This window comes from Pseudarthrobacter sp. TRD_SC_9 (assembly GCF_055361265.1).
In genome coordinates, this window is record NZ_CM143956.1 from 575,498 (window position 1) to 598,724 (window position 23,227).

A 23,227-nucleotide genomic window follows, 5' to 3' on the forward strand; every position below is an offset into this window, starting at 1 on the left:
TAACGCTCCCAAAACGCGTTCTGAGTGCTTTAAGTGCGAGTCAGGTGGGTGATGGGTCTGGAATCCCGGACAGCAGGTGGGCAAAATGACTGTTCGCGTGGCGCCGTCGGGGCTTTAGTGGAAGTAGACCTCTTGCAACCGCTGATCCAACGAAGGAGCGCCCCATGGCACCCGCCGATTTCACTACCGGAGCCCGCCCGGTCAAAGCTGCCCGCGGCACCGAACTCACGGCCAAGTCGTGGCAGACCGAAGCACCGTTGCGCATGCTGATGAACAACCTGGATCCGGAGGTCGCCGAACGCCCGGATGACCTGGTGGTTTACGGCGGCACTGGCCGTGCCGTGCGCTCCTGGGCTGCCTTCGACGCCATCACGCGAACTCTGGAAACCATGGAGAAGGACGAAACCCTGCTCGTCCAGTCCGGCAAGCCGGTGGGCGTATTCCGGACGAACGAATGGGCGCCGCGGGTGCTGCTGGCCAACTCCAACCTCGTGGGTGACTGGGCGAACTGGCCCGAGTTCCGCCGTCTGGAGGCCGAGGGCCTGATGATGTACGGGCAGATGACTGCCGGTTCGTGGATTTACATTGGCACCCAGGGCATCCTGCAGGGCACCTACGAGACCTTCGCCGCCGTCGGGCGCAAGCTGCAGGCAGAAGGACGCATCGCCGCAGGTACAGGCGCCAGCATTGAAGGCCCGCTTGCCGGGACACTGACCCTTACCGGCGGTTGCGGCGGCATGGGCGGCGCGCAGCCGCTCGCCGTCACGCTGAATGACGGTGCCTGCCTGATTGTCGACGTCGACGAGACCCGCCTGCGCCGCCGCGTCGGCAAGCGCTACCTTGACGAGGTCGAAACCAACCTCGACGCCGCGATCGCCAAGGTGAACAAGGCCAAGGAAGAGCGCCGTGGCTGGTCCGTGGGTTACGTCGGTAACGCCGCCGAGGTTTTCCCTGAGCTGTTGCGCCGCCACAAGGCCGGCGAACTGCACATTGACGTGGTCACCGACCAGACCAGCGCCCACGACCCGCTGTCCTACCTGCCTGAGGGCATCACGGTCCAAGACTGGCACACGGAAGCGGCCGCGGACGCGGAAGGCTTCACCAAGAAGGCCCAGGCTTCCATGGCCAGGCACGTCCAGGCGATGGTGGAATTCCAGGACGCCGGCGCCGAGGTCTTTGACTACGGAAACTCCATCCGCGATGAAGCCCGCAAGGGCGGCTACACCCGCGCCTTCGAGTTCCCCGGCTTCGTCCCGGCCTACATCCGCCCGCTTTTCTGCGAGGGCCTGGGTCCGTTCCGCTGGGTGGCGCTCTCCGGAGACCCGGAAGACATCGCAGTAACCGACGCAGCAATCAAGGAACTGTTCCCGGAGAACACCCACCTGCACAAGTGGCTCGACGCAGCCGCAGAACGCGTGGAGTTTGAGGGCCTGCCGGCGCGGATCTGCTGGCTCGGCTACGGCGAACGCGCCAAAGCCGGCCTGCTGTTCAACCAACTCGTCAAAGACGGCAAGGTCAAGGCCCCGATCGTGATCGGCCGTGACCATCTGGACTCCGGCTCCGTGGCTTCCCCGTACCGGGAGACCGAATCCATGGCGGACGGCTCCGACGCGATCGCCGACTGGCCCATGCTCAACGCCCTGCTGAATACCGCTTCCGGCGCCACCTGGGTTTCCCTGCACCACGGCGGCGGAGTCGGCATTGGGCGGTCCATCCACGCAGGCCAGGTCTCCGTCGCGGACGGCACCGATCTCGCAGCGCAGAAACTCGAACGCCTCCTCACCAACGACCCCGGCATGGGCGTCATCCGCCACGCCGACGCCGGCTACGACCGCGCCCTCGAAGTAGCCGCCGAACGCGGTGTCCGCATCCCCATGAATGAAGGCAAGTAAGAACATGACCATCACCACCGCAGAGACCACAGTCGTCCTCGGCTCCAGTGGCGTTACCCCCGAAGACGTTCTCAATGTCGCACGCCACGGTGCCAAGGTCACCATCAGCCAGGAAGCCCTGGACACGGTGGCTAAGGTCCGCGCCCACATCGATGACCTCGCCCACAGCGAGACCCCGGCGTACGGCATTTCCACTGGTTTCGGCGCACTGGCCAACCGCCACATCCCGAACGAACTGCGCACCCAGCTGCAGAAGAGCCTCATCCGCAGCCACGCCGCCGGCATGGGACCGGCCGTGGAACGCGAAGTGGTCCGCGGCATCATGTTCCTGCGCGCCAAGACCCTCGCCTCAGGCCGCACCGGCGTCCGTCCCGTGGTCCTCCAGACCATGGTGGACGTGCTCAACGCCGGGATCACTCCGGTAGTCCGCGAGTTTGGTTCGCTGGGCTGTTCCGGGGACCTTGCCCCGCTCTCGCACTGCGCGCTGGTGCTGATGGGTGAAGGCGAAGCGGCCGGTCCCGACGGCGTGACGTACGGCGGGCGCGGCGAGGCACCTGTCGCTGAGCTGCTTGCCGCACACGGCATCGAGCCGGTCATCCTTGCGGAAAAGGAAGGCCTGGCGCTGGTCAACGGCACCGAGGGCATGCTGGGCATGCTGCTGATGGCCATCGCGGATCTTCGAATGCTGCTGACGACGGCGGACATCACCGCTGCGCTCAGTGTCGAGGCGCTCCTGGGTACTGACCAGGTGTTCCTGCGGGAACTGCATGCAGCGTTGCGCCCGCATCCGGGCCAGGCTGCCAGCGCTGACAACATGCTGCGTGTGTTGGCCAACTCGCCCATCGTGGCCTCGCACCGGATCAATGACACGAAGGTCCAGGACGCCTACTCGTTGCGCTGTGCTCCGCAGGTGGCAGGTGCCGTCCGGGACACTGTCACCCATGCCGAGCTGGTGGCTTCCCGCGAACTGGCCGCCGCGATCGACAACCCAGTGGTCCTTCCGGACGGCCGGGTATCTTCCAACGGCAACTTCCACGGCGCCCCCGTGGCCTACGTGCTGGACTTCCTTGCCATCGCCGTGGCGGACCTGTCCTCTATTGCCGAGCGCCGCACGGACCGGATGCTGGACCCTGCCCGCTCGCACGGGCTGCCGGCCTTCCTGGCTAACGATCCCGGGGTGGACTCGGGCCTGATGATCGCCCAGTACACGCAGGCCGGCCTGGTTTCGGACAACAAGCGCCTCGCCGTCCCGGCATCGGTGGACTCCATTCCCAGCTCCGCCATGCAGGAGGACCACGTGTCCATGGGCTGGCACGCAGCCCGGAAGCTGCGCAAGGCTGTAGAGAACCTGCGGCGGGTCCTGGCCATCGAGCTGGTGGCCAGTGCCCGGGCCATCGACATCAGGATGCAGCTTTCCGGTGGCGGGCTGACGCCCGGACCTGCCGGTGCTGCCGTTATTGCTGCCCTGCGCGGCGTGGTTGACGGTCCCGGGACGGACAGGTTCCTGTCTCCGGAACTGGAAGCGGCAGACCGCCTGGTTGCCTCCGGTCAGGTGCGCGCCGCCGTCGAATCCGCCATCGGGATACTTGCCTGATGCGGAATATCCTTCGGGAAACAGCTGCGCTTTGCGGGCCCGTCGAAATATAAGGCGACGCGCCCAGATGGGCCTGCGAAGTGTAGTAGAACTGAAGGTGTAGTGAAGGTCACACCAAGGATGCTGTGACGCTAGATTGATCGTCGCGGCAGCAGTTAGTCGCATGAACATATGCAGTTGAATGAATACAAAGGGGTAGAAGTTCAGATGAAAGCACGTGGGGCAGTCTTATCCAGGCGCAACGCCCATTCAGCCACCGTTCCGGACTGGGGTACCCTCCAGCCGGGGACCCGAGTGGAAATCCTCCAGCACGCGCATATCGTTGCGGAGGGTGTTGTGGAGGAGGTGTCGCAGAGCGGAAACGTCCTGTGGCTGGTTCCTTCCACCCCCACCGAAAAGCAGGTTTTCCTGAAATCTGATGGTGTGCAGGTGCGAAAGACCTAATCACTTGAATTGGTTCAGAACCAAAGGGTCCCCGCCACCCGGCGCTTCCCCTGTTATGGAGAGGACCGGATGGCGGGGACTTTTTGCTTCCCGCTGCGGTTATTCATCGGATCAATGTGCTAGTTTTTCTCCGTACGGTGCGTGAGGTCTCGAGCTGTGGCCTGCTGTTGTCTTGGATGTGCCCTCGTTCTGGATGTGCTGTCGTCCTGAATGCGACGGCGGCTCAGACTTCAGGGCTATTCATCTTATGATTCGGGAGTGTTGGTTATGGACCAGCAATCGGTAACGGGCCAGACAGCGCCCGGATGCTTGAACGGTCAGTGGCGGACGACACGTTCCAGGCGGCAATTACTGGGCGTCTGCGTCGGCGGCAGCCAGCAGCCCGGCAGGCACTGCAGCCGAGCCGGCGCTGTCCCCGCTGCTCCCGGGCGCCTGAGCTTCGAGGAAATTTTGGACACCCAGCAGATGGTTTGCCATCCGGATCCTGGCACCTTCCACGCTCCCGGCCCGGAGGGCTTCCAGGACGTCAAGGTGCTCGACGTGGGTTCGCTGGTGCACGCCCTGCTCTGCGATGGCCCGCCACAGCCGCCCCCGCAAGGTGCGGTTGGCCAGTGCCTCGATCAGGGCTTCAAGGGCAGGGTTTCCGGAGGCCCCGGCAATCACCCGGTGGAAGTCCAGGTCTGCCTGCAGGAGGGCCTCGTGGTCCAGTTGTCCACCTGCAGAGATGAGTGCGCCCGCCCGATCCAGGATGGCGGCCGCGTCATTGAGTTCGTCCGGCCCGATCCGGGGTGCGGCCAGGGCAGCTGCCTCGGACTCCAGGATCCGCCGGACGTTCTGGACGTGCGCGATTCCCGCGGCATCCTGGAGGTCGACCATGAATTCCATGGGAGCCAGGAGGCGGTCCGGGGACAGCGACGTTACGTAGGTTCCGTCACCCTGCCGGGTTTCCAGCACGCCCATGATCGCCAGGGCCCGGACTCCTTCACGGAGCGACCCGCGGGAGACGCCAAGCGAGGCGGCCAGTTCCTTTTCGATCGGAAGGCGCGCGCCGGCGTCGAGCATTCCACTGGTGATCATCTCCTTGATGCCCTGGACAACAACGTCAGTCTGCGAGCGCGCGCCGGCGCCCCCGGCGGCTGGGCTCATAGTGGAAGGCATAGCTTCATTGTAGGAGGAACACCATGACCGTCATCGATGCCCACCAGCATGTGTGGGATCCTGCGCAGGCCGAGTATCCGTGGTTGGGTCCGGAACTCGCCCCCATAAACAGGGCTGTTGCCTTTGATGAACTGCAGTCGTCGCTGAACAGGGCAGGTGTGCAAGCCACCGTCCTGGTCCAGTCAGCTGATAACGACGACGACACGCACCTGATGCTGCGCACTGCCGGGAAGTTTCCGCAGATCGCAGCCGTGGTGGCCTTTGCACCGTTGGCAGACGCAGGCCGGACGGCGGAGCTCGCGGAGGGTTTCCGGGATGATCCGCTGGTGGTGGGCGTCCGGAACCTCATCCACAACCAGCCCGATCCGGACTGGCTGCTTCGGCCGGATGTCCGTGCCGGCCTGGAGGTGCTTGAAAAAGAGGCTCTGGCATTCGACCTGGTGTCCGTGCTTCCGCGGCACCTGGAACTGGTGCCCGAGCTTTCCGCCCGGCATCCTGCCCTGCGCTTGGTGATCGACCACCTGTCCAAGCCGCCGGTGGGGCAGCCTGGTGACAGAACATGGCGGACCCTGTTGGCCCGGGCGGCGGAGAATCCGCTGGTCCACGCCAAGATTTCCGGGCTGTACTCCTCAACAGCGGACCCGGCGTCGTGGACGACCGAATCGATCCGGCCGTTCATTGAACACGCCGTGGAAGTCTTCGGGCCGGAACGGTTGATGTATGGCGGAGATTGGCCCATCTCGGTGACTGCGGGCGGCTATGACAGGATCTGGGATGCCGTATCCGGAATCCTCGCGGAACTGGCGGCCCGGGACCGCGACCTGATCCTGGGTGGTACGGCCGAGCGCTTCTACCGCATGGACGCCGGGCTGCTGGCGCAGGCAGAGGCTGCATCAGCTGCGCTCGCTGTTCCTTCGGAGGCCAGGCCATGAAACGTGTTGCCCAGGTGATCGGGATCAGGCCGGACCGAATCGATGACTATGAACGGGTCCATGCGGCAGTGTGGCCGGCGGTCCTCGAACGATTGTCACGAAGCGCGGTCACAAACTACTCGATTTACCGGATGGACAACCTCCTGTTTTCCTATTTTGAGTACCGGGGCAACGATTATGACGCCGACATGGCCGCCATCGCCGCTGACCCGGCCACCCAGGAATGGTGGAAGCTGTGCGAACCAATGCAGCAACCACTGGAAGGAACGGCGCCAGGAGACTGGTGGCGGACGCTTCCGGAAGTGTTCCACCACGGCTGACCGGCCAACATCTTGAACGACGCAGAACCTCAGATCATAGGAGATCCAGTATGAAATTAGTGCGATTGGGTGAAGCCGGCAAAGAGCAGCCGGCCGTTGTGGTGGCCGCGGAAGACGGCTCGGAAAAGTACTTCAGCCTCAAGCCGCTGACCGCTGACGTGGACGGCGCGTTCCTCGCTGGCGGCGGGGTGGCAAAGGTCCGCGAGGCGCTGGCGGCCGGCACCCTTCCGGTCCTGGACGGTGCCGGGGAGTTGCGGGTAGGCCCGCCGGTAGCCCGGCCGGGAGCCGTGGTGTGCATCGGCATGAACTACGCCGCGCATGCGGCCGAATCAGGAGCAGCCCCGCCGGAAATCCCTGTGGTTTTCCTTAAGCCGGCAAATACCGTGGCCGGGCCCTACGACGCCGCCCCGATCCCACCGCTGTCCGCAAAGTATGACTGGGAAGTGGAACTGGGAATTGTCATCGGTAAGGAGGCCAGCTACCTCGGCGCCGTGGCCGACGCCCGGGAGTGCATCGCCGGCTACGTGACTGCCAACGACCTGTCAGAGCGTGAATACCAGTTGCCGGGTGCAGCGGGCCAGTGGACCAAGGGCAAGTCCCTGCCGGGATCCACGCCGTTGGGGCCCTGGCTGGTTCCGGCCGATGACGTCGACGCCGGCAGCCTCCGGCTCCGTAGCTGGGTCAACGGTGAGGCCAGGCAGGATTCCACCACGACAGACCTCATTTTCGATCCTGTCACTGTGGTCCACCACCTGAGCCAGTACATGCTGCTGGAACCGGGAGATGTGATCCTCACCGGCACGCCCGCAGGCGTGGCGCTCAGTGGCCGGTTCCCGTACCTCCAGCCCGGGGACGTTCTGGAGTTGGAGATCGAAGGGCTCGGCCGCCAGAGGCAGGAGTTCTTCCGGGCGGCCGGGGCACTGCGGCCCGGTCAGGCAGCCGGTGAAGCAGCGGGGCAGCCAGCGGAAACCGGCGTCAGGTAGTGAGTGAGCTGCAAGGACTGGCCGCCATCGTCACGGGAGGGGCGTCAGGTATCGTGCGTCCAGTGGGAGCCTGAACCGGTTCCAGAACAGCAAAAAGTCCCCGTCACCGGCCGCTGACTCGTGCGGCTGGTGACGGGGACTTTATGCTGAGTCCTGGGGCTTAGGCCGCGATGGTCTCGTAGGTCTCGCCGCAGGGAACGGACTGATCCACCGCCACGATGTACCGGCCGGGCAGGGTCCGGGTCACCAGGATTCCACAGCTCGCCTGGCGGGCCGGTTCGATCAGGGACTTAACCGCGCGGTCGAGGCCTTCGTGGACCTCGTGGGCAGAAGAAAATTCAAGCTCGATGGAAGCGCTTGTCCGTTCGCCGGACGGCAAAGGACGTTCCAAAATAGTTGTAGTCATGTTGTCGCCTTTCAGTGATGCGGGCCGGAGGGCCTGGGATAGTTTAGGCGCTCCGGCCGGAAACGGCGAAACGATTCAACACTTTTCACCGATAATGATTACACCAGCACACCGACCGCACAAGAGGCAACAGCCAAGTTCATGTTCGCCCAGGCAGCGCCAGACGGAAAGAGTCCAGGGCCTGTCCGCAGGATCCGGGGGACGCTGCGGACAAACCCTGGACCCTTCGGGGCATCGGGGCTAACCGGCCTTAACCGCCAACACCGGGCAATCGGCTTCGAGCAGGATCCGTTGCGATGTGCTGCCCATAATCAGCTTGCCCACCGGACTTCGGCGGCGCAGGCCGATCACAATCAACTCGGCGTTGTGCTCCTCCGCGGCATCGAGGACCTCCACTGCCGCATCGTGTCCACGGACCGGCTGCTTGATCACGTGGTCTATTCCCTGGCTGGCCAGTCGGTCCTCGATGCTCTGGATCTCTTGCTCCTGGGCGTACCTGTTGTCTACCAGGGCATCACCCTTGGAGGAGTTGATCACCAGCAGCCGGGTACTGCGCTGCCGGGCTTCCGCGATGGCCTGCGCCAGGGCCGCTTCGCCCTCCGGTGTGGGGACGTATCCCACTACGATTGTCATGGTTGCTCCTTGTTTCTGCTGGTGGGCGGCATGTGGTGCGGGATCGGTTCGCTTGCCGCATCTGCGGGCTCGTTTCCCGGGTTGGTGTTGGTCGCCAGGAGGCCGGCGTCCGGACGGTTACGGCGGATCAGCTTGAGCAGCAGCGGGAACAGCAGGATGATCGCCATGATGATGTAAACCACGACGGCCACCGGCTCGTTGAACAGCCCGGTTGGATCGCCGCTGGCGAGCTTCAGGGTCTTGCGGAGCTGGTCCTCCAGCCGTGGCCCCAGGATGACCCCGAGGATCAGCGGCAGGACGGGAAGGCCAAAGCGGCGCATCATAAATCCCAAGGCGCCAAGTACAAGCAGCAAGATAAGGTCGAACGCCTGCAGGTTCACGGAATAGGCGCCCAGAGTGGCAAAGAACAAGATGCCCGCGTACAGGTAAGGCCTGGGAAGTCGCAGGATTTTTGCCCACATGGGTGCCAGGGGAAGGTTGATGACCAGCAGCAGGAAATTCCCGATGAAGAGGCTGGCGATCAGCGCCCAAACCAGCGGACCTTCGTTCTGGAAGAGCAGGGGTCCTGGCTGAATGCCGAACTGGACAAACGCAGCGAGCATCACTGCGGCTGTGGCGTTGGTAGGCAGTCCCAAGGCAAGCATCGGCGTGAGTGTCCCGGCAGCGGCCGCATTGTTGGCGGCCTCCGGCCCGGCCACGCCTTCGATGGCGCCTTTACCGAATTCCTCTGGATGTTTACTGAGGCGTTTCTCTGTGACATAGGAGAGGAACGTCGGGATCTCGGCACCGCCCGCGGGGAGAGCCCCGAACGGGAACCCGAACGCCGTACCGCGCAGCCACGGCTTCCAGGACCTCTTCCAATCCGATTTGCCCATCCAGGGCCGGCCTACCGGTATGACATGCAAGGGGGTGCGCCGCATGTGCGCGGCCACCCACAATGCCTCACCCATAGCAAAGATGGCCACTGCCACCACCACAATATCCAGGCCGTCAGCGAGCAGAGGCTGGCCGAAGGTAAGGCGCGCTTGCCCCGAGCCCATACCGACCAGGCCAATGGCCAGGCCGAGGCCAAGGGCGGCGAAGCCACGGAGTCGGGACGATCCGAGGACGGCGGTAACCGCCACAAGTGCCAGCACCATGATCGCGAAGTAGCTGGGCGAACCCAGGCTGACCGCGAACTGCACCACGATCGGGGCGAAAACTGCCAGCAGCGCTGTGCCTATGGTGCCGGCGACGAAGGAACCGATGGCGGCCGTGGCCAGGGCTTGGGCGGCCCTGCCGGCTTTGGCCATCTTGTTGCCCTCAATGGCCGTGATGACGGACGACGATTCCCCGGGAGTGTTGAGCAGGATCGAGGTGGTGGATCCGCCGTACATGCCGCCGTAATAGATGCCGGCAAACATAATGAACGCACTGGTGGGTTCCAAGGCGTAGGTGACCGGAAGCAGCAGGGCAATGGTCATGGCTGGGCCAAGGCCCGGCAGGACGCCGACGGCGGAGCCCAGGAGGACACCAATCACCGCGTAGAGGAGATTCATGGGGGTCAGGGCGGTGGCGAAGCCGTCCATCAGGGAGGAAAAGACATCCATCAGAGAATCCCTTCCAGGAGACCGGCAGGCAGCGGAATGCCCAGGCCCAGGTAGAAGCCGTAAAAGGAGGCAACGGAGATAGCTATGGCGATGAGGGCGTCGCGGACATAGTGCCGGCTGCCCAGGGCCCAGGCGCTGCCCCAGAACAGGATGGTTCCGGAGATGACCCAGCCTGCCCAATCGATCAGCAGGATGTTGGCCACGAAGGCACCCACCAACGGCAGCACGGTCTTCCAGTCTGCCGGGTGGGCCAGATCCACGTCTTCGCCGCCCTCCGCCTCACCCCTGCCGCCACGCAGCACGTCGATAGCGAGGAATACTGCGCAGACAATCAGCAGGCCGGCAACGATGTACGGCAGCGTCTTGGGCCCTACCGGGTCAGTCTGGGAGTACGTGATGTTCAGGCGGCTGGCGTCCACAAAGACGATGACGCCGACCGCGCCGAGCAGGAGGGCTACCCCCAGCTCGGCGCGGCCTTTCAAGCCTGAGGCAAGGGTTTTCACGCCAACCCAAGCTTGGTCAGGACGTCCGCCACCCGCTTGTCCTGCTCGGAGAGGAAGGAGGAGTACTCGTCACCGGTGATGAACGCATCGGTCCAGCTGTTCTTCTTGAGGGTTTCCTTCCAGGCGTCGCTGGCGTGCATCTCCTCGAGTGCACCAATCAGCTTGGCTTTGTCCTCGTCACTGATGCCGGGAGGAGCCACAATGCCGCGCCAGTTGGTGAAGACCAGGTCGATGCCGGATTCCTTCAACGTGGGAGCGTCAACGCCTTCGAGGCGCTCTTCGCCACTGGTTGCGAGGACGCGGACGTCCCCGGACTCGATTTGCTGGAGGAATTCGCCCGCACCGGAGGCCGCGAAACCCAGCTTGTTGCCAAGGATCGCCGGCAGCAGGTCTCCGCCGCCGTCGTAGGAAACGAAGTTCACTTTGGTGGCGTCGATGCCGACGGCTCCAGCAAGCTGCATGGGCAGCAGGTGGTCGGGACCGCCGGGGGAGGAGCCGCCGCCAACGGCGATGGAACCGGGATCGGCCTTCCAGGCTGCAACAAGGTCATCGATGGTCTTGTAAGGAGAATCCTTGCTGACCATGATGGCACCGGGCTCTTCGATGAGGCGGGCCAGTGGTGTGGTATCCGTCAGCTTGGCCTCGGATTTGTTGGTGTAGCTTGCGCCGACCACGCCAAGGCCCATCAGCATGGCCAGGTCGCCATTGCCCTTTTCGTTGACGACGCGGGCCAGGCCCACGGTGCCGCCGGCACCAGCGAGGTTGAAGACCTCGGTGTTGGTGCTGATCTTTTCGTCGTCCAGGACCTTGGCGGCCGCACGTGCAGTGGTGTCGTATCCGCCGCCGGGAGTGTTGGGGACCATGATCTGGAGCCCGGTTAGTGGTCCGGCAGCAGCGCCGGCGCCGGAGGTCTGGGGGGAGTTGCTTCCGGTGGCACCGCAACCGGTGGCCATCAGGGCGATGCCGGCGGCGACGGCGGCAATGCGCAATGCGCGGATCTGGCGCATGGTGTTCCTCTTCTCACTAAAACCTGTACAAAACTGACTGGTGATTCGATGCTAGGGGTGGAAGTGACCGGCATCACTCTTGTGTACGCAGAGAAAGTTAAGTTCATTGCGTTCACGTTTCCGGAGCCGCACCGAGGAACGTGCAGCTTGCCTACCGGCGCTTCTTCGTCGCTGATTTCCCCGGGAATCCTCCAACCATCCGTCGGCTCGACAAATAGCGCGGCCGGCAGGGGGACCTTCGCCAGGTGCGGCTGGAAGTTGACGTCGGCCGGGACACTGTCCGTAGCTGTAACAGGACGCTCCATTGCTCTGTCCCCGGGGAAGAGCCAGGACCCGGAGGCAGTCTTGCCGGACCGTAACCCTTCTCTGCTCGGCTGGCGAGATGCACTCATCGGCATTTCACCATAGTCTGGCCAAGTGAGTACAAGCACCGTTAGATCCGGCGAACAGATGGATAGGCAGTCGCGCATTCTCGAGGCGGCGATGGATCTGCTGTCGCGTCACGGCATTTCAGGTGTGAACATGCGCGCTGTGGCCCGCGAAGCCGGCGTAGCACTGGGGCTCGTCAACTACTACTTCGAAGACAAATCCTGCCTGATCCGTGCCGCGTTGCATCGAATCGACGAACACGACCTCATGCTGGTCAAGCCCGACCCTGATTCGCTTCCGGAGGATCAGCTTCGCAAAGCTCTGCGGCGCGTTGCGGGCGCGGAACTCCTGACCACACGATATTTGTCTTTGCGTCTCCACCTTTGGGCTTTGGCGCAGGCCAGTGAAGATTTTGCACAGATCAATGCAGAGGCATTCGAGCGGTATCTCGACGGGCTCGCCACGCTGATAGGGAATGCCAGGCCCGAGCTTTCCCATGATGAGTGCAGGGAGCGGGCAGCGGATATCGTCGTCGTACAGAATGGCATGTGGCTAACTGCACTCCTGGGCGTCGACAAGGCATCAATTCAGCGGAACATCGCCCACACGGAGCACATAGCCTTCGCCCCTTCGCGAAAAAACGAGCGCGAGTCCGGCGACTCCAAGGATTCCTAAGCCCAACTCATTCAGCGGAAGCAGCTTTACGGAGCTCATTGAACAAGCGTTCAGATTTTTCTTGAACGTTTGTTCAGGATGCACTAACCTGCGTATATGAGCTACGCTATACAATCCACGGATACCGCATCAACTCTGTTCATCAACGGCTCGTGGGAGCCGGCTGCGTCCAGCGCGGTGCGTGAAATTCGCAACCCGGCCGACGGCCAATTGGTCGCCACGGTGTCCGAGGCCGGGCGGGAAGATGCTGAGCGCGCCATCGCTGCGGCCCGTGCAGCCTTCGACTCCGGCGTCTGGTCCTCCGTCCCGGCCCCTGAGCGCGGCGTGTTTTTGCTTAAGGTCGCCGCGGAACTGCGTGACCGCCGCGAGAAGTTCGCCCGCGCCGAATCGCTGGACACCGGGAAAAGGATCATCGAAAGCCGGATCGACATCGACGACATTGCTGCCTGCTTCGAATATTTCGGAAGGCTGGCGGGCCAACAGCCGGGCCGCGTGGTAGACCCCGGCGACCCTGGCGTCGTCAGCAAAATCGTCTACGAGCCGGTAGGCGTCTGCGGCCTGATCACGCCCTGGAACTACCCCCTGCTGCAAGCCGCGTGGAAGATCGCGCCTGCGTTGGCCGCCGGTTGTACCTTCGTCCTCAAGCCCTCCGAGCTGACCCCGTCCACCGCGATCCTGGCCATGCAGCTGCTGCAGGACCTGGGCCTGCCGGACGGCGTCGCGAATCTGGTGACCGGCGCAGGGGCGGAGGCGGGCGCACCGCTCTCGGACCACCCCGACGTCGACCTTGTGTCCTTCACCGGCGGGCTGGAGACCGGCAAGCGTATTGCCGCGGCTGCTGCCGGCACCGTGAAGAAGGTGGCGCTGGAGCTCGGCGGCAAGAACCCCAACGTGATATTCGCCGACGCGGACTTCGACGCCGCCGTGGACAATGCGCTGAACGGGGCGTTCGTGCACTCCGGACAGGTCTGCTCCGCCGGGGCGCGGCTGGTGGTCGAGGAATCGATCGCCGAGCGCTTCGTCGATGAGCTGGTCCGCCGTGCCCAGGACATCCGCATTGGCGGCCCGTTCGATGGAGCTGCCGAGACCGGACCGCTGATTTCGGCGGCCCACCGGGAAAAGGTACACAACTATGTCCAGCGCGGGATGGCGGAGGGCGCGCGGCTGCGGTGCGGTGGCGCGGTGCCTGAGGGAGAACAGTACGACGCCGGTTTCTACTACCGGCCAACCGTCCTGGACCGCGTGCAGAAGGGGATGTCCGTCGTCGTGGATGAAGCCTTCGGCCCGGTAGTGACCGTCGAGACCTTCCGCACCGAGGATGAAGCGGTCGCGACCGCCAACGACACCATCTATGGGCTGGCCGGCGCGGTCTGGACCCAGGATGCCGGCAAGGCCCAGCGCGTGGCGGGCCGGTTGCGGCACGGCACCATCTGGATCAACGACTACCATCCCTACCTTCCGCAGGCCGAGTGGGGCGGCTTCGGCCAGTCCGGCGTCGGCCGCGAGCTCGGGCCCACCGGCCTGGCTGAATACCAGGAGTCCAAGCACATCTACCAGAACACCAACCCGCAGGTAACGGGCTGGTTCGCTGACCACGGCAAGGAGAACTAGATGCACATCGACAACGTGGAGGACCTCAACGACCGCGGGTTCGACTACATCGTCATCGGCGGTGGATCCGCCGGAGCCGCAGTAGCCGCCCGCCTGAGTGAGGACCCTACCGTGTCCGTGGCGCTGGTGGAGGCAGGCCCGGACGACCGCGGCGTGCCCGAGGTATTGCAGCTTGACCGCTGGATGGAGCTGCTCGAATCCGGCTATGACTGGGACTACCCGATAGAACCGCAGGAGAATGGCAACTCCTTCATGCGCCACTCCCGTGCCAAGGTCATGGGTGGCTGCTCCAGCCACAACTCCTGCATCGCCTTCTGGGCACCGCGCGAGGACCTGGACGAGTGGGAGTCCAAGTACGGCGCCACCGGCTGGAATGCCGAGGCAGCCTGGCCGCTGTACCAGCGGCTGGAGACCAACGCCGACGCCGGCCCCGACGCGCCGCACCACGGAGACTCAGGACCCGTGCACCTGATGAACGTGCCCCCGGCGGACCCCGCCGGCGTCGCGCTCCTGAACGCCTGCGAGCAGGCCGGAATTCCCCCTGCGAAGTTCAATTCCGGCACCACGGTGATCAATGGTGCGAACTTCTTCCAGATCAACCGCCGCGCAGACGGCACCCGCTCCTCCAGTTCGGTCTCCTATATTCACCCGATCATCGAGCGCGGGAACTTCACACTGCTGACTGGCCTGCGCGCCCGCCAACTGGTGTTCGACACGGACAAGCGGTGCACCGGCGTCGACGTCGTGGATTCGGCATTCGGCCGGACGCATCGGCTCTCGGCGCGCTGCGAAATCGTCCTCTCCGCCGGTGCCATCGACTCGCCCAAGCTGCTGATGCTCTCCGGCATCGGCCCCGCCGCGCACCTCTCCGCCCACGGCATCGAGGTCCTGGTTGACTCGCCGGGCGTGGGCGAGCACCTGCAGGACCACCCTGAAGGCGTCGTGCAGTTCGAGGCGAGGCAGCCCATGGTGCAAACGTCGACGCAGTGGTGGGAGATTGGCATCTTCACGCCCACCGAGGAGGGCCTGGACCGCCCGGACCTGATGATGCACTACGGCTCCGTCCCCTTTGACATGAACACCCTGCGGTACGGCTACCCGACCACGGAGAACGGCTTCAGCCTGACCCCGAACGTTACGCACGCCCGCTCCCGCGGAACCGTCCGGCTGCGCAGCAGGGACTTCCGCGACAAGCCGATGGTGGATCCGCGGTACTTCACTGATCCCGAGGGCCACGACATGCGCGTTATGGTCGCAGGTATCCGCAAGGCCCGTGAAATTGCCGCCCAGCCTGCCATGGCCGAATGGACCGGCCGGGAGCTCTCACCGGGCATCGAAGCGCAGACCGACGAGGAACTGCAGGACTACATCCGGAAGACGCACAACACCGTCTACCACCCGGTCGGGACCGTCCGTATGGGGCCGGCCGACGACGGGATGTCGCCGCTCGATCCCGAGTTGAAGGTCAAGGGTGTCACCGGCCTGCGCGTCGCCGACGCCTCTGTCATGCCTGAACATGTCACCGTGAACCCCAACATCACCGTCATGATGATCGGGGAGCGGTGCGCCGACCTCATCCGCGGCAGCCGAACCGGCGAAGCAACGGCGGTGGAGGCGGAACTCAGCGCGGCCGTGGCCTGACCGTCTCCGTGCCCGCGGCGGGCTCGGAAGCTGGGTGGACGAACCCGGTGGAAGGAGTGCCCCATGCCCTCTCTGCCGGGTTTTTCCGTGTCAGCCCAAGCTTTGATCGGGCGAGGAAAAGCATTTTTGAACATTTGTTCACTTCAGGTCTTGAACACATGTTCAATGTGAACTACGCTCCCCATGTGACACACATCATATCTGGCGGCCCGGACCGGGGCCTGCCCCACGACTTTCCGCCCGCACATCACGCCGCCGTGATGTGCGGAGCCCAATGAGAGGGACCACATGAGTCAAACAATCGACGCTCCGCCTGGAGTGGCTGCCGAAGGCGGGAACAGGATTCCCGGTGCTCGAACCCGCGTCAACTGGACTGTCTTCATCGGATCTGCCACCGGGATTCTCGCGATCGCTATCTGGGCCATAAGCGACGCCGCAGGCGCCGAGGCCCTAATCGGCTCCATGGTCGCATGGGTCTCTACGAACATGGGGTGGTATTACTTCCTGATCGTCACCCTCGTGGTGGTGTTCGTCCTGGTTCTTGCCCTGACGCGGGTGGGCAAGACGAAGCTCGGCCCGGACCATTCGAAGCCGCAGTTCAGCATGTTCACCTGGGCGTCGATGCTCTTTGCCGCGGGCATCGGCATCGACCTGATGTTCTTTTCAGTGTCCGAGCCCGTGACCCAATACCTGGCTCCCCCACAGGGTGATGGCAGCACCGTCGAGGCCGCGCGGCATGCCATGGTCCTTACCTTGTTCCACTACGGCATCACCGGTTGGGCCCTGTACGCGCTCATGGGACTGGCCCTCGGCTACTTCGCCTACCGGCACAATCTGCCCCTGAGCATCCGCAGCGCGCTGTACCCCATCTTCGGCAAGAAAATCGACGGTCCGCTCGGCCACGGTGTGGACATCGCGGCCCTCCTCGGTACCATCTTTGGCATCGCCACCTCGCTCGGCATCGGTGTCGTGCAGCTTAATTACGGACTCAGCCTAATGTTCGGCCTCCCCGAGAACATCGCCGTGCAGATCGGACTGATCGTCGTAGCCGTCGTCATGGCCACCGCTTCCGTGCTCTCCGGCGTCGAGAAGGGAATCCGTCGGCTCGCCGAACTGAATGTAGTCCTCGCCCTCGGACTCATGGTGTTTATCCTCCTGTCCGGCAAGACCAGCTTCCTGCTGGACGGGCTTATGCAGAACACCGGCGACGTGCTCAGCCGGTTCCCGGCCATGTCGCTGGACACCTTCGCCTATGACCGGCCCGGGGACTGGATGCAGGGCTGGACGCTCTTCTTCTGGGCATGGTGGATTGCCTGGGCACCGTTCGTCGGGCTCTTCCTCGCCCGTATCTCCCGCGGCCGCACCATCCGACAATTCGTGCTGGGCACCCTCTTGGTCCCCTTCGCGTTCATCCTGCTGTTCATCTCGATCTTCGGGAACAGCGCCCTCGACATCGTCATGAACGGCAATGCGGCCTTCGGGGAGACGGCAATGGCCCAGCCGGAGAGGGCTTTCTACGGCCTCCTCGAGCAGTACCCCGCAGCGCCGCTGGTCATTGGCGTGGCCACCTTCACCGGACTGCTCTTCTACGTTACGTCTGCCGATTCAGGCGCCCTGGTCATGGCAAACTTCACGAGCCACCTGAAGGACGCCAACGCCGACGGACCCAAGTGGCTGCGTGTCTTTTGGGCCCTGGTGACCGGACTCCTGACGCTCGCCATGCTGACCGTCGGCGGTGTGGCGACGCTGCAGAACGCCACGATCATTATGGGCCTACCGCTCTCGATCCTGCTGCTGTTCATCATGTTGGGCCTTTACAAGGCCCTTCGCGTGGAGAACTCACTGGCCGACAGCTATCGTGCGAGCCTGCCGGGGATCATCTCCGGCCACAGCGGGGACGGATCTTCGTCGCGCACCTGGCGCCAGCGCCTCAACCGCGCCATGACCTACCCGGGGCCGAAGCAGTCGAACCGTTTCGTGGACAGCGTGGCGCTGCCCGCGCTGCAGGAGGTGCACGACGAGCTGAAGGCGCGGGGCGCCGACGTGAGCCTGGCGACGGGGATCGTTGAGAACTGCGGCATACGTCACGTGGACCTGCTGGTGAGGCTCTGCGACGAGCGCCCGTTCAAGTACCAGATCTACCCCGTGCAGTACGACACCCCGTCCTACGCGCCCGGAGATGCTGCGATGGAGCGGACCTACTACCGGATGGAGGTCTTTTCCCTCGAGGGAAGCCACAGCTACGACCTCGCCGGTTACAGCAAGGAGCAGGTCATCACCGATGTCCTGGACCATTACGAAACCCACCTCGAATTCCTGCACCTTAACCGGGCGCTGCCGGGCAACACGGCCGTCGCCGAGGATCAGTCAGTCAAGGACAACTGGGAATCTGACTTCGTACACCAGGAGGAGGCGAAGTGACACGCCGTCCCCCTCTGCGCAGAAGGTGCGGTAAAAGGGCGCGTATCCCTGGTTGCCCCTGATTCGACTGTCTGTGCCGGAGGGGTCGAGGCTAGGCGCGGTGCGATGGTGTTGGGGTATAGTTCCGGTACCGTGCGTGGGGGGTGCGCCGGCAGTGCACCGCTCCCGCAGAACCACCAGAGGAAACAGCGCCAGTGACTCGACGAAGAGGAATGTCCCTTGCGGGGCAGTACCTGGTGCTTCAGCTGCTGATCGTCCTGGCAGTCCTGGTGGCGGTGGTGGCCATCTCACTGGCGCAATCGGCAGCGGCTTTTGAACGGACCGAAGGCCGCAGGGCCTTGTCGGCCGCGGAGGCGCTGGGCAGCAACCCGACCGTGCGTGAACTTCTCCCCGACGCCCAGCCCCGGATCGGCGCTGCCCTTCCGGCAGTGGCCGAGTCCATCCGCCTGGTGTCCGGTTCGGAACGGGTGGCCCTGGCCAAAATGGATCGGACCGTCGTCGCCTCCAGCGATCCCGGCATGCTGGGCAGGACGTTGGAACTTGGCGAGAGCCGGGTGCTGGAAGGCCGGGCCTGGACCGGTACTGTCGCCGGTTCCGGAGCCGAACTGCTGTCGGCCCACGTTCCCGTGCTGGATGACTCCGGCACCATGATCGGCATCGCTTCCATCAGCCGGAACTACCCCTCTACCCTGGAACGGCTCGGCGACGCCGTGCCCAACCTCCTTACCTATCTGGGCGTTGCCAGCGTGCTGGGGGTGGCGGGATCATTCCTTCTGTCGCGCAGGGTGAAGCGGCAGACTCTGGGCATGGAGCCGAGCGAGATCACGGGCCTGGTGGAGAACCGTGAAGCAATGCTGCAGGGGTTGAAGGAAGGCGTCGTGGCGCTGGACCCGCACGGCCGGATTACCGTGGCCAACGGCAGCGCCCGCGAGTTGTTGAGGCTGCCCGAGGACTGTGTGGGGAAGCAGTTGGCAAGCCTGCCGGTTGAACCGGCGCTCAAAGACGTGCTCACCCGGGACCAGCCGGCCGCGGACCAACTGGTCTTGGTGGACGAGCGTCTGGTGGTGCTGAACCGGGTCCCAATCCGCTCGCGCGGCCGGGAAATCGGTTCCGTCACCACGCTGCGTGACCGGACCGAGCTGTCCTCATTGGAGCGCGAACTGGGAGCCACCCGCACGGCAACTGACACGCTCCGTGCCCAGGCCCATGAGTTTGCCAATCAGCTCCACGTGATCTCCGGGCTGATCCAGATCGGTGAATACGATTCCGTAGTGCAGTTTGTCAACGGTGCCACGATGGACCGCACCCGGCTCAACGATGAGGTCACCGGCCGCATCCACGATCCGGCGCTCGCTGCCCTCCTGATTGCCAAATCCAGCCTGGCTGCCGAGCGCGGCGTCGCCCTGCAGCTGGAACCGGATTCGGCGTTGGACCGCGTGGACGAGGACCTGTCCCGCGACCTCACCACTGTCGTCGGAAACCTGGTGGATAACGCGTTCGACGCCGTGACCGGGCTTCCCGGGGCGGCCGTCCGGGTCCTCGTGGAAGAGGAGGAGGACGCCGTCACGGTCACGGTCAGGGATAACGGACCCGGCATCGGCGTCAGCGATCCGGAGGAGATCTTCCGGCAGGGTTTCACCACCAAACAGCCCGGTCCCCAGGGCAGCAGGGGTTTCGGCCTGGCACTTTCACGGGTGGTGTGCCGCAGGAGCGGCGGGGACCTGGGGGTGGCGAATGATCACGGCGCGGTCTTTACTGCACGGTTGAAGAGGCACGAGGTCCAGGATGTGGAGAGTGAAGGGGCGCCATGATCAAGGTCCTGATTATTGATGATGACTTTATGGTGGCCAAAGTCCATGCGGGCTTCATCCAGCGCACCCCGGGGTTTGCCGTCGTCGGTGTTGCCCATTCCGGCGCCCAGGCGCTTGCGGAAACTGCCAGGCTCCAGCCGGACCTGGTCCTGCTGGATATTCACCTGCCGGACGTTAATGGCCTGGACCTGATGCAGGGCCTGCGCAAAGTGGCACCTGAGCTGGATGTGCTGGTGATCAGCGCGGCCCGCGAGGTGGAGACAGTCCGGAAAGCGCTGCGCGGCGGGATCGTGCACTACCTCATCAAACCCTTCTCGCAGACGGACCTGCAGGAGCGGCTGGAGCATTACCGCAGCGCCTACCAGAGCCTGGCCTCGTCAAAGGATGTGGCGGAGCAGTCGGACGTCAACCGGGTGTTCGGCCTGGACCGTACAGACAGGCCGCTGCCCAAGGGCTGCAGCATCGAAACACTGAAGATGGTGGAAGCGGCGCTGCAAACGGCCGACGGCGACCTCTCCGCCGCCGAGCTGGCCGTCCAGCTGGGCACCTCCCGGGTCAGCGCGAGGCGGTATCTGGAGTACCTTAACGACGAAGGCCTGCTGGAAGTGCGCCTCAAATACGGCGTGGGCAGGCCGGAGCGGCGCTACGTCCTTAAGGGCGGTTGAGGAGGCCGGCCAGCTGGCCGGGAACCGGTTTCGCCTAGCGCAGCAGTGTGTTAATCAGCCGGGCAGCCACCCTGGCGGTCCGGGAGTCGATATCGAATTCCGGGTTGAGTTCCGCGATGTCCAGGTGGAGCAGCTTGCCGCTGGCTGCCACCTGCCTGCAGACTTCCACGATCACCGGCAGTGGAACCCCGTACGACGCCGGTGCGCTCACCCCTGGTGCCACGGCCGCGGACAGCACGTCCAGGTCGATGGTCAAATAGAGCACGTCGACGCCGACCAGGAAGCCGCCCACAAAGTCCCGGACCCGCTCCGGCGAGCAATCCTCATCCGTGAGGAACCGCACCCCCAACCGCTCCGCCGTCGTAAACAGCGCTGCGGTGTTGCTTGGTTCGGAAATGCCGACGACGGCGTACCGGAGTTCGCGCCCGGCGGCAGCTTCCGCGCGGGCCATCTGGAGGAACGGGGTGCCGGAAGTTGCTACTGGTTCGTCGCGAAGATCGAAGTGCGCGTCGAGGTTGAGGACGCCGAGCCGCTTTCCATTGCCCACAACGGCCGAGCCAGCCACGCCAAGATAGCTGGCAAAGGCCGTTTCGTGGCCGCCACCCAGGACCACGGGAAGCTTTCCGGCGTCGATCAGGGCTGTGATGGCGTTGCCTGCGCGGAGCTGGCCGTCCTCGAGGTTTCCGTCCTCTACGGTGACGTCGCCGGCGTCGAATACGTCCCTGTCCAGGTGGAAGGCCAGGGGAGAGAGTGCCTTCCGGAGCGCGGCAGGTGCCTTGGCCGCACCCAGGCGGCCCTGGTTCCGGCGGACACCCTCGTCGCTGGCAAAACCGAGCAGGACGGCGGGGCTTCTGGCGTCGGTGAGTGATCCAGGTTCAACCGGCCGGATGGCCTGCCACCACCGGCGGTGTTCGTCGCCGTCGCCGTCGAAGCGCCCGGTCCAGGGCTGCGGGGCTTCATCAACGGCAGGCAGCGGGTCCGGCGCGCTGGATTGATGGGACTCCATGGATTCAACAGCTTCGGTGGATTCGACGGGGCGGGCGGAAGGTTCGGGAGTCACGGCAGGCATAGTCCCAGCTGATCAAAACCGTCGAACAGAAGCGAGCGGCATCGCCGCAGATCTGTCCGGAATCCCGGATTCGATGCGGGCTAAAGGCGTAACAAGGGGATCCCCGGATGCTTCAGCACACCGGTGGGGGATATCGTAAATGAACTGCTTGAAGGCGGTCCCTACCGATCGGAGTGCCGCACCATGCTCGAAGTCCCCAGCCTTGTGTTCGCAGCAGCCGGGGTCGCGGTACTCGTGGCCAGCATTATGCCAAGGCTCCTGCGCGATGCGCCCCTATCCGTGCCCATGGTCTTTCTTGGCGGCGGGCTGGCCGCCTTCTCACTCATTCCTACGCTCCCGGACCCGGATCCCCTCCAATACCCGGACCTCACCACACACCTCGCTGAGGTCTGCGTGATCATTTCACTGATGGGCGCCGGTCTTGCGCTGGACCGGCCTGTGGGCCGGAAAAGTTGGGCAACAACCTGGCGGCTCCTGGGGATCGCCATGCCAGCATGCATCATCGCTTTGACCCTGCTGGGGATGTGGCTGCTGGGTGTTGGGCTGGGTGTGGCGTTGTTGGCGGCTGCGGCGCTGGCGCCAACAGACCCGGTGCTCGCCAGTGAGGTGCAGGTGGGTGAGCCTGCGGATGAGACCGAAAGTCCTGAGCGCGAGGACGAGGTGCGGTTCGGCCTGACTTCGGAGGCCGGGCTTAACGATGGGCTTGCCTTCCCTTTCGTGTATCTTGCCATCGCCATCAGCATTGTGGGCTCGTCGCCATCGAACTGGTTTCCTGAATGGTTTGGCATTGACGTGTTGTGGCGGTTGTCCATCGGTCTGTTGTTCGGCTGGCTCATCGGAAAGGCCCTGTCACGGCTGCTCTTCACCACGGGTAGGGAAAGTCTGCGTTTGTCGGATACAGCAGACGGTTTTGTGGCGCTGGCCGCTACTTTTCTGGCTTATGGCCTCGCGGAAATGGTTGAGGGGTACGGTTTCATCGCTGTTTTTGTTTGCGCGGTAACCATTCGCTCCGCGGAACGCCACCACGCGTATCACCAGGTGCTGCATTCTTATGTGGAACAGCTGGAGCGGCTCCTGACCGTGGTCATCCTGGTGCTGCTGGGCGGCGCTATTGCACGTGGGCTGCTGGCGGAGGTCGGCTGGACGGAACTTGCCGTTGCCCTGGTCTTCCTGCTGCTGATCAGGCCGCTGGCCGGCTGGTTGGGGCTCCTGGGCGGTAAAACCGGCCCGCGTGAGCGGATAGCCCTATCCTTCTTTGGCATCCGCGGTATCGGCTCGCTCTATTACCTCTCCTATGCGCTGGGGAAGGGAGAATTCGCGGACCATGCCGAATGGCTGTGGTCTTTTATCGGGCTGGTGGTGGCGCTGTCCATCGTCATCCATGGCGTCACGGCATCGCCCCTGATGAACCGCCTGGACAACCTCCGCAGCCGGAGAGCGAAGACCGAATTCGGGGATGAAGGACTGGCCCCCAACACGCCCGTATAGCAGGAGCATTGGGGGC

General features: G+C 64.3%; 20 protein-coding genes. 13 read left to right on the plus strand and 7 right to left on the minus strand.

The features are described from left to right. Nucleotides 1-164: 164 nt before the first annotated feature. From ACWA13_RS02745 to ACWA13_RS02755, 3 genes are all read left to right on the plus strand, one after another. A complete protein-coding gene (locus ACWA13_RS02745) occupies nt 165-1,892 on the plus strand; it encodes a urocanate hydratase (RefSeq protein ID WP_463936661.1) in 1,728 nt (575 codons plus the stop codon). A gap of 4 nt (nt 1,893-1,896) precedes the next feature. Then, nucleotides 1,897-3,486, plus strand: coding sequence for a histidine ammonia-lyase (gene hutH, locus ACWA13_RS02750; RefSeq protein ID WP_463936662.1), 1,590 nt, complete (start codon nt 1,897-1,899; stop codon nt 3,484-3,486). A gap of 207 nt (nt 3,487-3,693) precedes the next feature. Further along, nucleotides 3,694-3,930 carry a hypothetical protein gene (locus ACWA13_RS02755; RefSeq protein WP_463936663.1) on the plus strand — a complete coding sequence of 79 codons (237 nt, stop codon included), beginning with the start codon at nt 3,694-3,696 and terminating at the stop codon, nt 3,928-3,930. Between the two features lie 348 nt (nt 3,931-4,278). Here the strand turns inward: ACWA13_RS02755 and ACWA13_RS02760 are convergent, their stop codons facing one another. Continuing rightward, nucleotides 4,279-5,088, minus strand: a complete 810-nt coding sequence (locus ACWA13_RS02760) for a FadR/GntR family transcriptional regulator (RefSeq protein WP_463936664.1) — start codon at nt 5,086-5,088, stop codon at nt 4,279-4,281. Nucleotides 5,089-5,111: 23 nt separating this feature from the next. On the opposite strand from ACWA13_RS02760, the gene ACWA13_RS02765 reads away from it, so the two are divergent. From ACWA13_RS02765 to ACWA13_RS02775, 3 genes are read left to right on the plus strand one after another with little or no spacing between them, the layout of a single operon-like run. Continuing rightward, complete coding sequence (locus ACWA13_RS02765) at nt 5,112-6,020, plus strand: amidohydrolase family protein (protein ID WP_463936665.1); 909 nt, start codon at nt 5,112-5,114, stop codon at nt 6,018-6,020. Next, nucleotides 6,017-6,340 (plus strand): L-rhamnose mutarotase, encoded by a 324-nt coding sequence (locus tag ACWA13_RS02770; RefSeq protein WP_463936666.1) that lies wholly within the window; start codon nt 6,017-6,019, stop codon nt 6,338-6,340. The genes ACWA13_RS02765 and ACWA13_RS02770 overlap by 4 nt, the downstream gene beginning before the upstream one ends. Before the next feature lie 50 nt (nt 6,341-6,390). Beyond that, a complete protein-coding gene (locus ACWA13_RS02775) occupies nt 6,391-7,323 on the plus strand; it encodes a fumarylacetoacetate hydrolase family protein (RefSeq protein ID WP_463936667.1) in 933 nt (310 codons plus the stop codon). Between the two features lie 160 nt (nt 7,324-7,483). Here ACWA13_RS02775 and ACWA13_RS02780 read toward each other — a convergent pair whose 3' ends face one another. From ACWA13_RS02780 to ACWA13_RS02800, 5 genes are all read right to left on the minus strand, one after another. Next, nucleotides 7,484-7,729, minus strand: a complete 246-nt coding sequence (locus ACWA13_RS02780) for a hypothetical protein (protein ID WP_463936668.1) — start codon at nt 7,727-7,729, stop codon at nt 7,484-7,486. A 240-nt stretch (nt 7,730-7,969) separates the two neighbouring features. Beyond that, a complete protein-coding gene (locus ACWA13_RS02785; protein WP_463936669.1) occupies nt 7,970-8,362 on the minus strand; it encodes a universal stress protein in 393 nt (130 codons plus the stop codon). Further along, on the minus strand, nt 8,359-9,951 hold the full coding sequence (locus ACWA13_RS02790; RefSeq protein WP_463936670.1) for a tripartite tricarboxylate transporter permease: 1,593 nt from the start codon (nt 9,949-9,951) through the stop codon (nt 8,359-8,361). The genes ACWA13_RS02785 and ACWA13_RS02790 overlap by 4 nt, the downstream gene beginning before the upstream one ends. Further along, nucleotides 9,951-10,454, minus strand: a complete 504-nt coding sequence (locus ACWA13_RS02795) for a tripartite tricarboxylate transporter TctB family protein (protein WP_463936671.1) — start codon at nt 10,452-10,454, stop codon at nt 9,951-9,953. The genes ACWA13_RS02790 and ACWA13_RS02795 overlap by 1 nt, the downstream gene beginning before the upstream one ends. Next, nucleotides 10,451-11,461 carry a Bug family tripartite tricarboxylate transporter substrate binding protein gene (locus tag ACWA13_RS02800; RefSeq protein WP_463936672.1) on the minus strand — a complete coding sequence of 337 codons (1,011 nt, stop codon included), beginning with the start codon at nt 11,459-11,461 and terminating at the stop codon, nt 10,451-10,453. The genes ACWA13_RS02795 and ACWA13_RS02800 overlap by 4 nt, the downstream gene beginning before the upstream one ends. Nucleotides 11,462-11,878: 417 nt before the next feature. Here ACWA13_RS02800 and ACWA13_RS02805 point away from each other — a divergent pair, with 417 nt between their 5' ends. The 6 genes from ACWA13_RS02805 to ACWA13_RS02830 all read left to right on the plus strand — a co-directional run bounded on the left by ACWA13_RS02805 (nt 11,879) and on the right by ACWA13_RS02830 (nt 20,654). After that, nucleotides 11,879-12,505 (plus strand): TetR/AcrR family transcriptional regulator, encoded by a 627-nt coding sequence (locus ACWA13_RS02805; RefSeq protein ID WP_463936673.1) that lies wholly within the window; start codon nt 11,879-11,881, stop codon nt 12,503-12,505. 96 nt (nt 12,506-12,601) lie between these two features. Continuing rightward, nucleotides 12,602-14,116, plus strand: a complete 1,515-nt coding sequence (locus ACWA13_RS02810) for an aldehyde dehydrogenase family protein (RefSeq protein ID WP_463936674.1) — start codon at nt 12,602-12,604, stop codon at nt 14,114-14,116. Continuing rightward, nucleotides 14,117-15,757 carry a GMC family oxidoreductase gene (locus ACWA13_RS02815; protein WP_463936675.1) on the plus strand — a complete coding sequence of 547 codons (1,641 nt, stop codon included), beginning with the start codon at nt 14,117-14,119 and terminating at the stop codon, nt 15,755-15,757. A gap of 288 nt (nt 15,758-16,045) precedes the next feature. Then, nucleotides 16,046-18,178 (plus strand): choline BCCT transporter BetT, encoded by a 2,133-nt coding sequence (betT, locus tag ACWA13_RS02820; RefSeq protein WP_463936676.1) that lies wholly within the window; start codon nt 16,046-16,048, stop codon nt 18,176-18,178. Between the two features lie 212 nt (nt 18,179-18,390). Continuing rightward, nucleotides 18,391-19,989: a sensor histidine kinase gene (locus ACWA13_RS02825; RefSeq protein ID WP_463937997.1), complete on the plus strand. Its 1,599-nt coding sequence runs from the start codon at nt 18,391-18,393 to the stop codon at nt 19,987-19,989. Next, nucleotides 19,986-20,654, plus strand: a complete 669-nt coding sequence (locus ACWA13_RS02830) for a response regulator (protein WP_463936677.1) — start codon at nt 19,986-19,988, stop codon at nt 20,652-20,654. Before ACWA13_RS02825 ends, ACWA13_RS02830 begins: the two co-directional genes overlap by 4 nt. A 34-nt stretch (nt 20,655-20,688) precedes the next feature. Here ACWA13_RS02830 and hutG read toward each other — a convergent pair whose 3' ends face one another. After that, nucleotides 20,689-21,660, minus strand: coding sequence for a formimidoylglutamase (gene hutG / locus ACWA13_RS02835; RefSeq protein WP_463937998.1), 972 nt, complete (start codon nt 21,658-21,660; stop codon nt 20,689-20,691). 246 nt (nt 21,661-21,906) lie between these two features. On the opposite strand from hutG, the gene ACWA13_RS02840 reads away from it, so the two are divergent. Next, nucleotides 21,907-23,211, plus strand: a complete 1,305-nt coding sequence (locus ACWA13_RS02840) for a cation:proton antiporter (RefSeq protein WP_463936678.1) — start codon at nt 21,907-21,909, stop codon at nt 23,209-23,211. Nucleotides 23,212-23,227 lie beyond the last annotated feature (16 nt).

Coding starts and splice junctions, on each gene's coding strand:
- ACWA13_RS02745 (WP_463936661.1), top strand. CDS start 165: ATGGCACCCGCCGATTTCACTACCGGAGCCCGCCCGGTCAAAGCTGCC.
- hutH (WP_463936662.1), top strand. CDS start 1,897: ATGACCATCACCACCGCAGAGACCACAGTCGTCCTCGGCTCCAGTGGC.
- ACWA13_RS02755 (WP_463936663.1), top strand. CDS start 3,694: ATGAAAGCACGTGGGGCAGTCTTATCCAGGCGCAACGCCCATTCAGCC.
- ACWA13_RS02760 (WP_463936664.1), bottom strand. CDS start 5,088: ATGCCTTCCACTATGAGCCCAGCCGCCGGGGGCGCCGGCGCGCGCTCG.
- ACWA13_RS02765 (WP_463936665.1), top strand. CDS start 5,112: ATGACCGTCATCGATGCCCACCAGCATGTGTGGGATCCTGCGCAGGCC.
- ACWA13_RS02770 (WP_463936666.1), top strand. CDS start 6,017: ATGAAACGTGTTGCCCAGGTGATCGGGATCAGGCCGGACCGAATCGAT.
- ACWA13_RS02775 (WP_463936667.1), top strand. CDS start 6,391: ATGAAATTAGTGCGATTGGGTGAAGCCGGCAAAGAGCAGCCGGCCGTT.
- ACWA13_RS02780 (WP_463936668.1), bottom strand. CDS start 7,729: ATGACTACAACTATTTTGGAACGTCCTTTGCCGTCCGGCGAACGGACA.
- ACWA13_RS02785 (WP_463936669.1), bottom strand. CDS start 8,362: ATGACAATCGTAGTGGGATACGTCCCCACACCGGAGGGCGAAGCGGCC.
- ACWA13_RS02790 (WP_463936670.1), bottom strand. CDS start 9,951: ATGGATGTCTTTTCCTCCCTGATGGACGGCTTCGCCACCGCCCTGACC.
- ACWA13_RS02800 (WP_463936672.1), bottom strand. CDS start 11,461: ATGCGCCAGATCCGCGCATTGCGCATTGCCGCCGTCGCCGCCGGCATC.
- ACWA13_RS02810 (WP_463936674.1), top strand. CDS start 12,602: ATGAGCTACGCTATACAATCCACGGATACCGCATCAACTCTGTTCATC.
- ACWA13_RS02815 (WP_463936675.1), top strand. CDS start 14,117: ATGCACATCGACAACGTGGAGGACCTCAACGACCGCGGGTTCGACTAC.
- betT (WP_463936676.1), top strand. CDS start 16,046: ATGAGTCAAACAATCGACGCTCCGCCTGGAGTGGCTGCCGAAGGCGGG.
- ACWA13_RS02825 (WP_463937997.1), top strand. CDS start 18,391: ATGTCCCTTGCGGGGCAGTACCTGGTGCTTCAGCTGCTGATCGTCCTG.
- ACWA13_RS02830 (WP_463936677.1), top strand. CDS start 19,986: ATGATCAAGGTCCTGATTATTGATGATGACTTTATGGTGGCCAAAGTC.
- hutG (WP_463937998.1), bottom strand. CDS start 21,660: ATGGAGTCCCATCAATCCAGCGCGCCGGACCCGCTGCCTGCCGTTGAT.
- ACWA13_RS02840 (WP_463936678.1), top strand. CDS start 21,907: ATGCTCGAAGTCCCCAGCCTTGTGTTCGCAGCAGCCGGGGTCGCGGTA.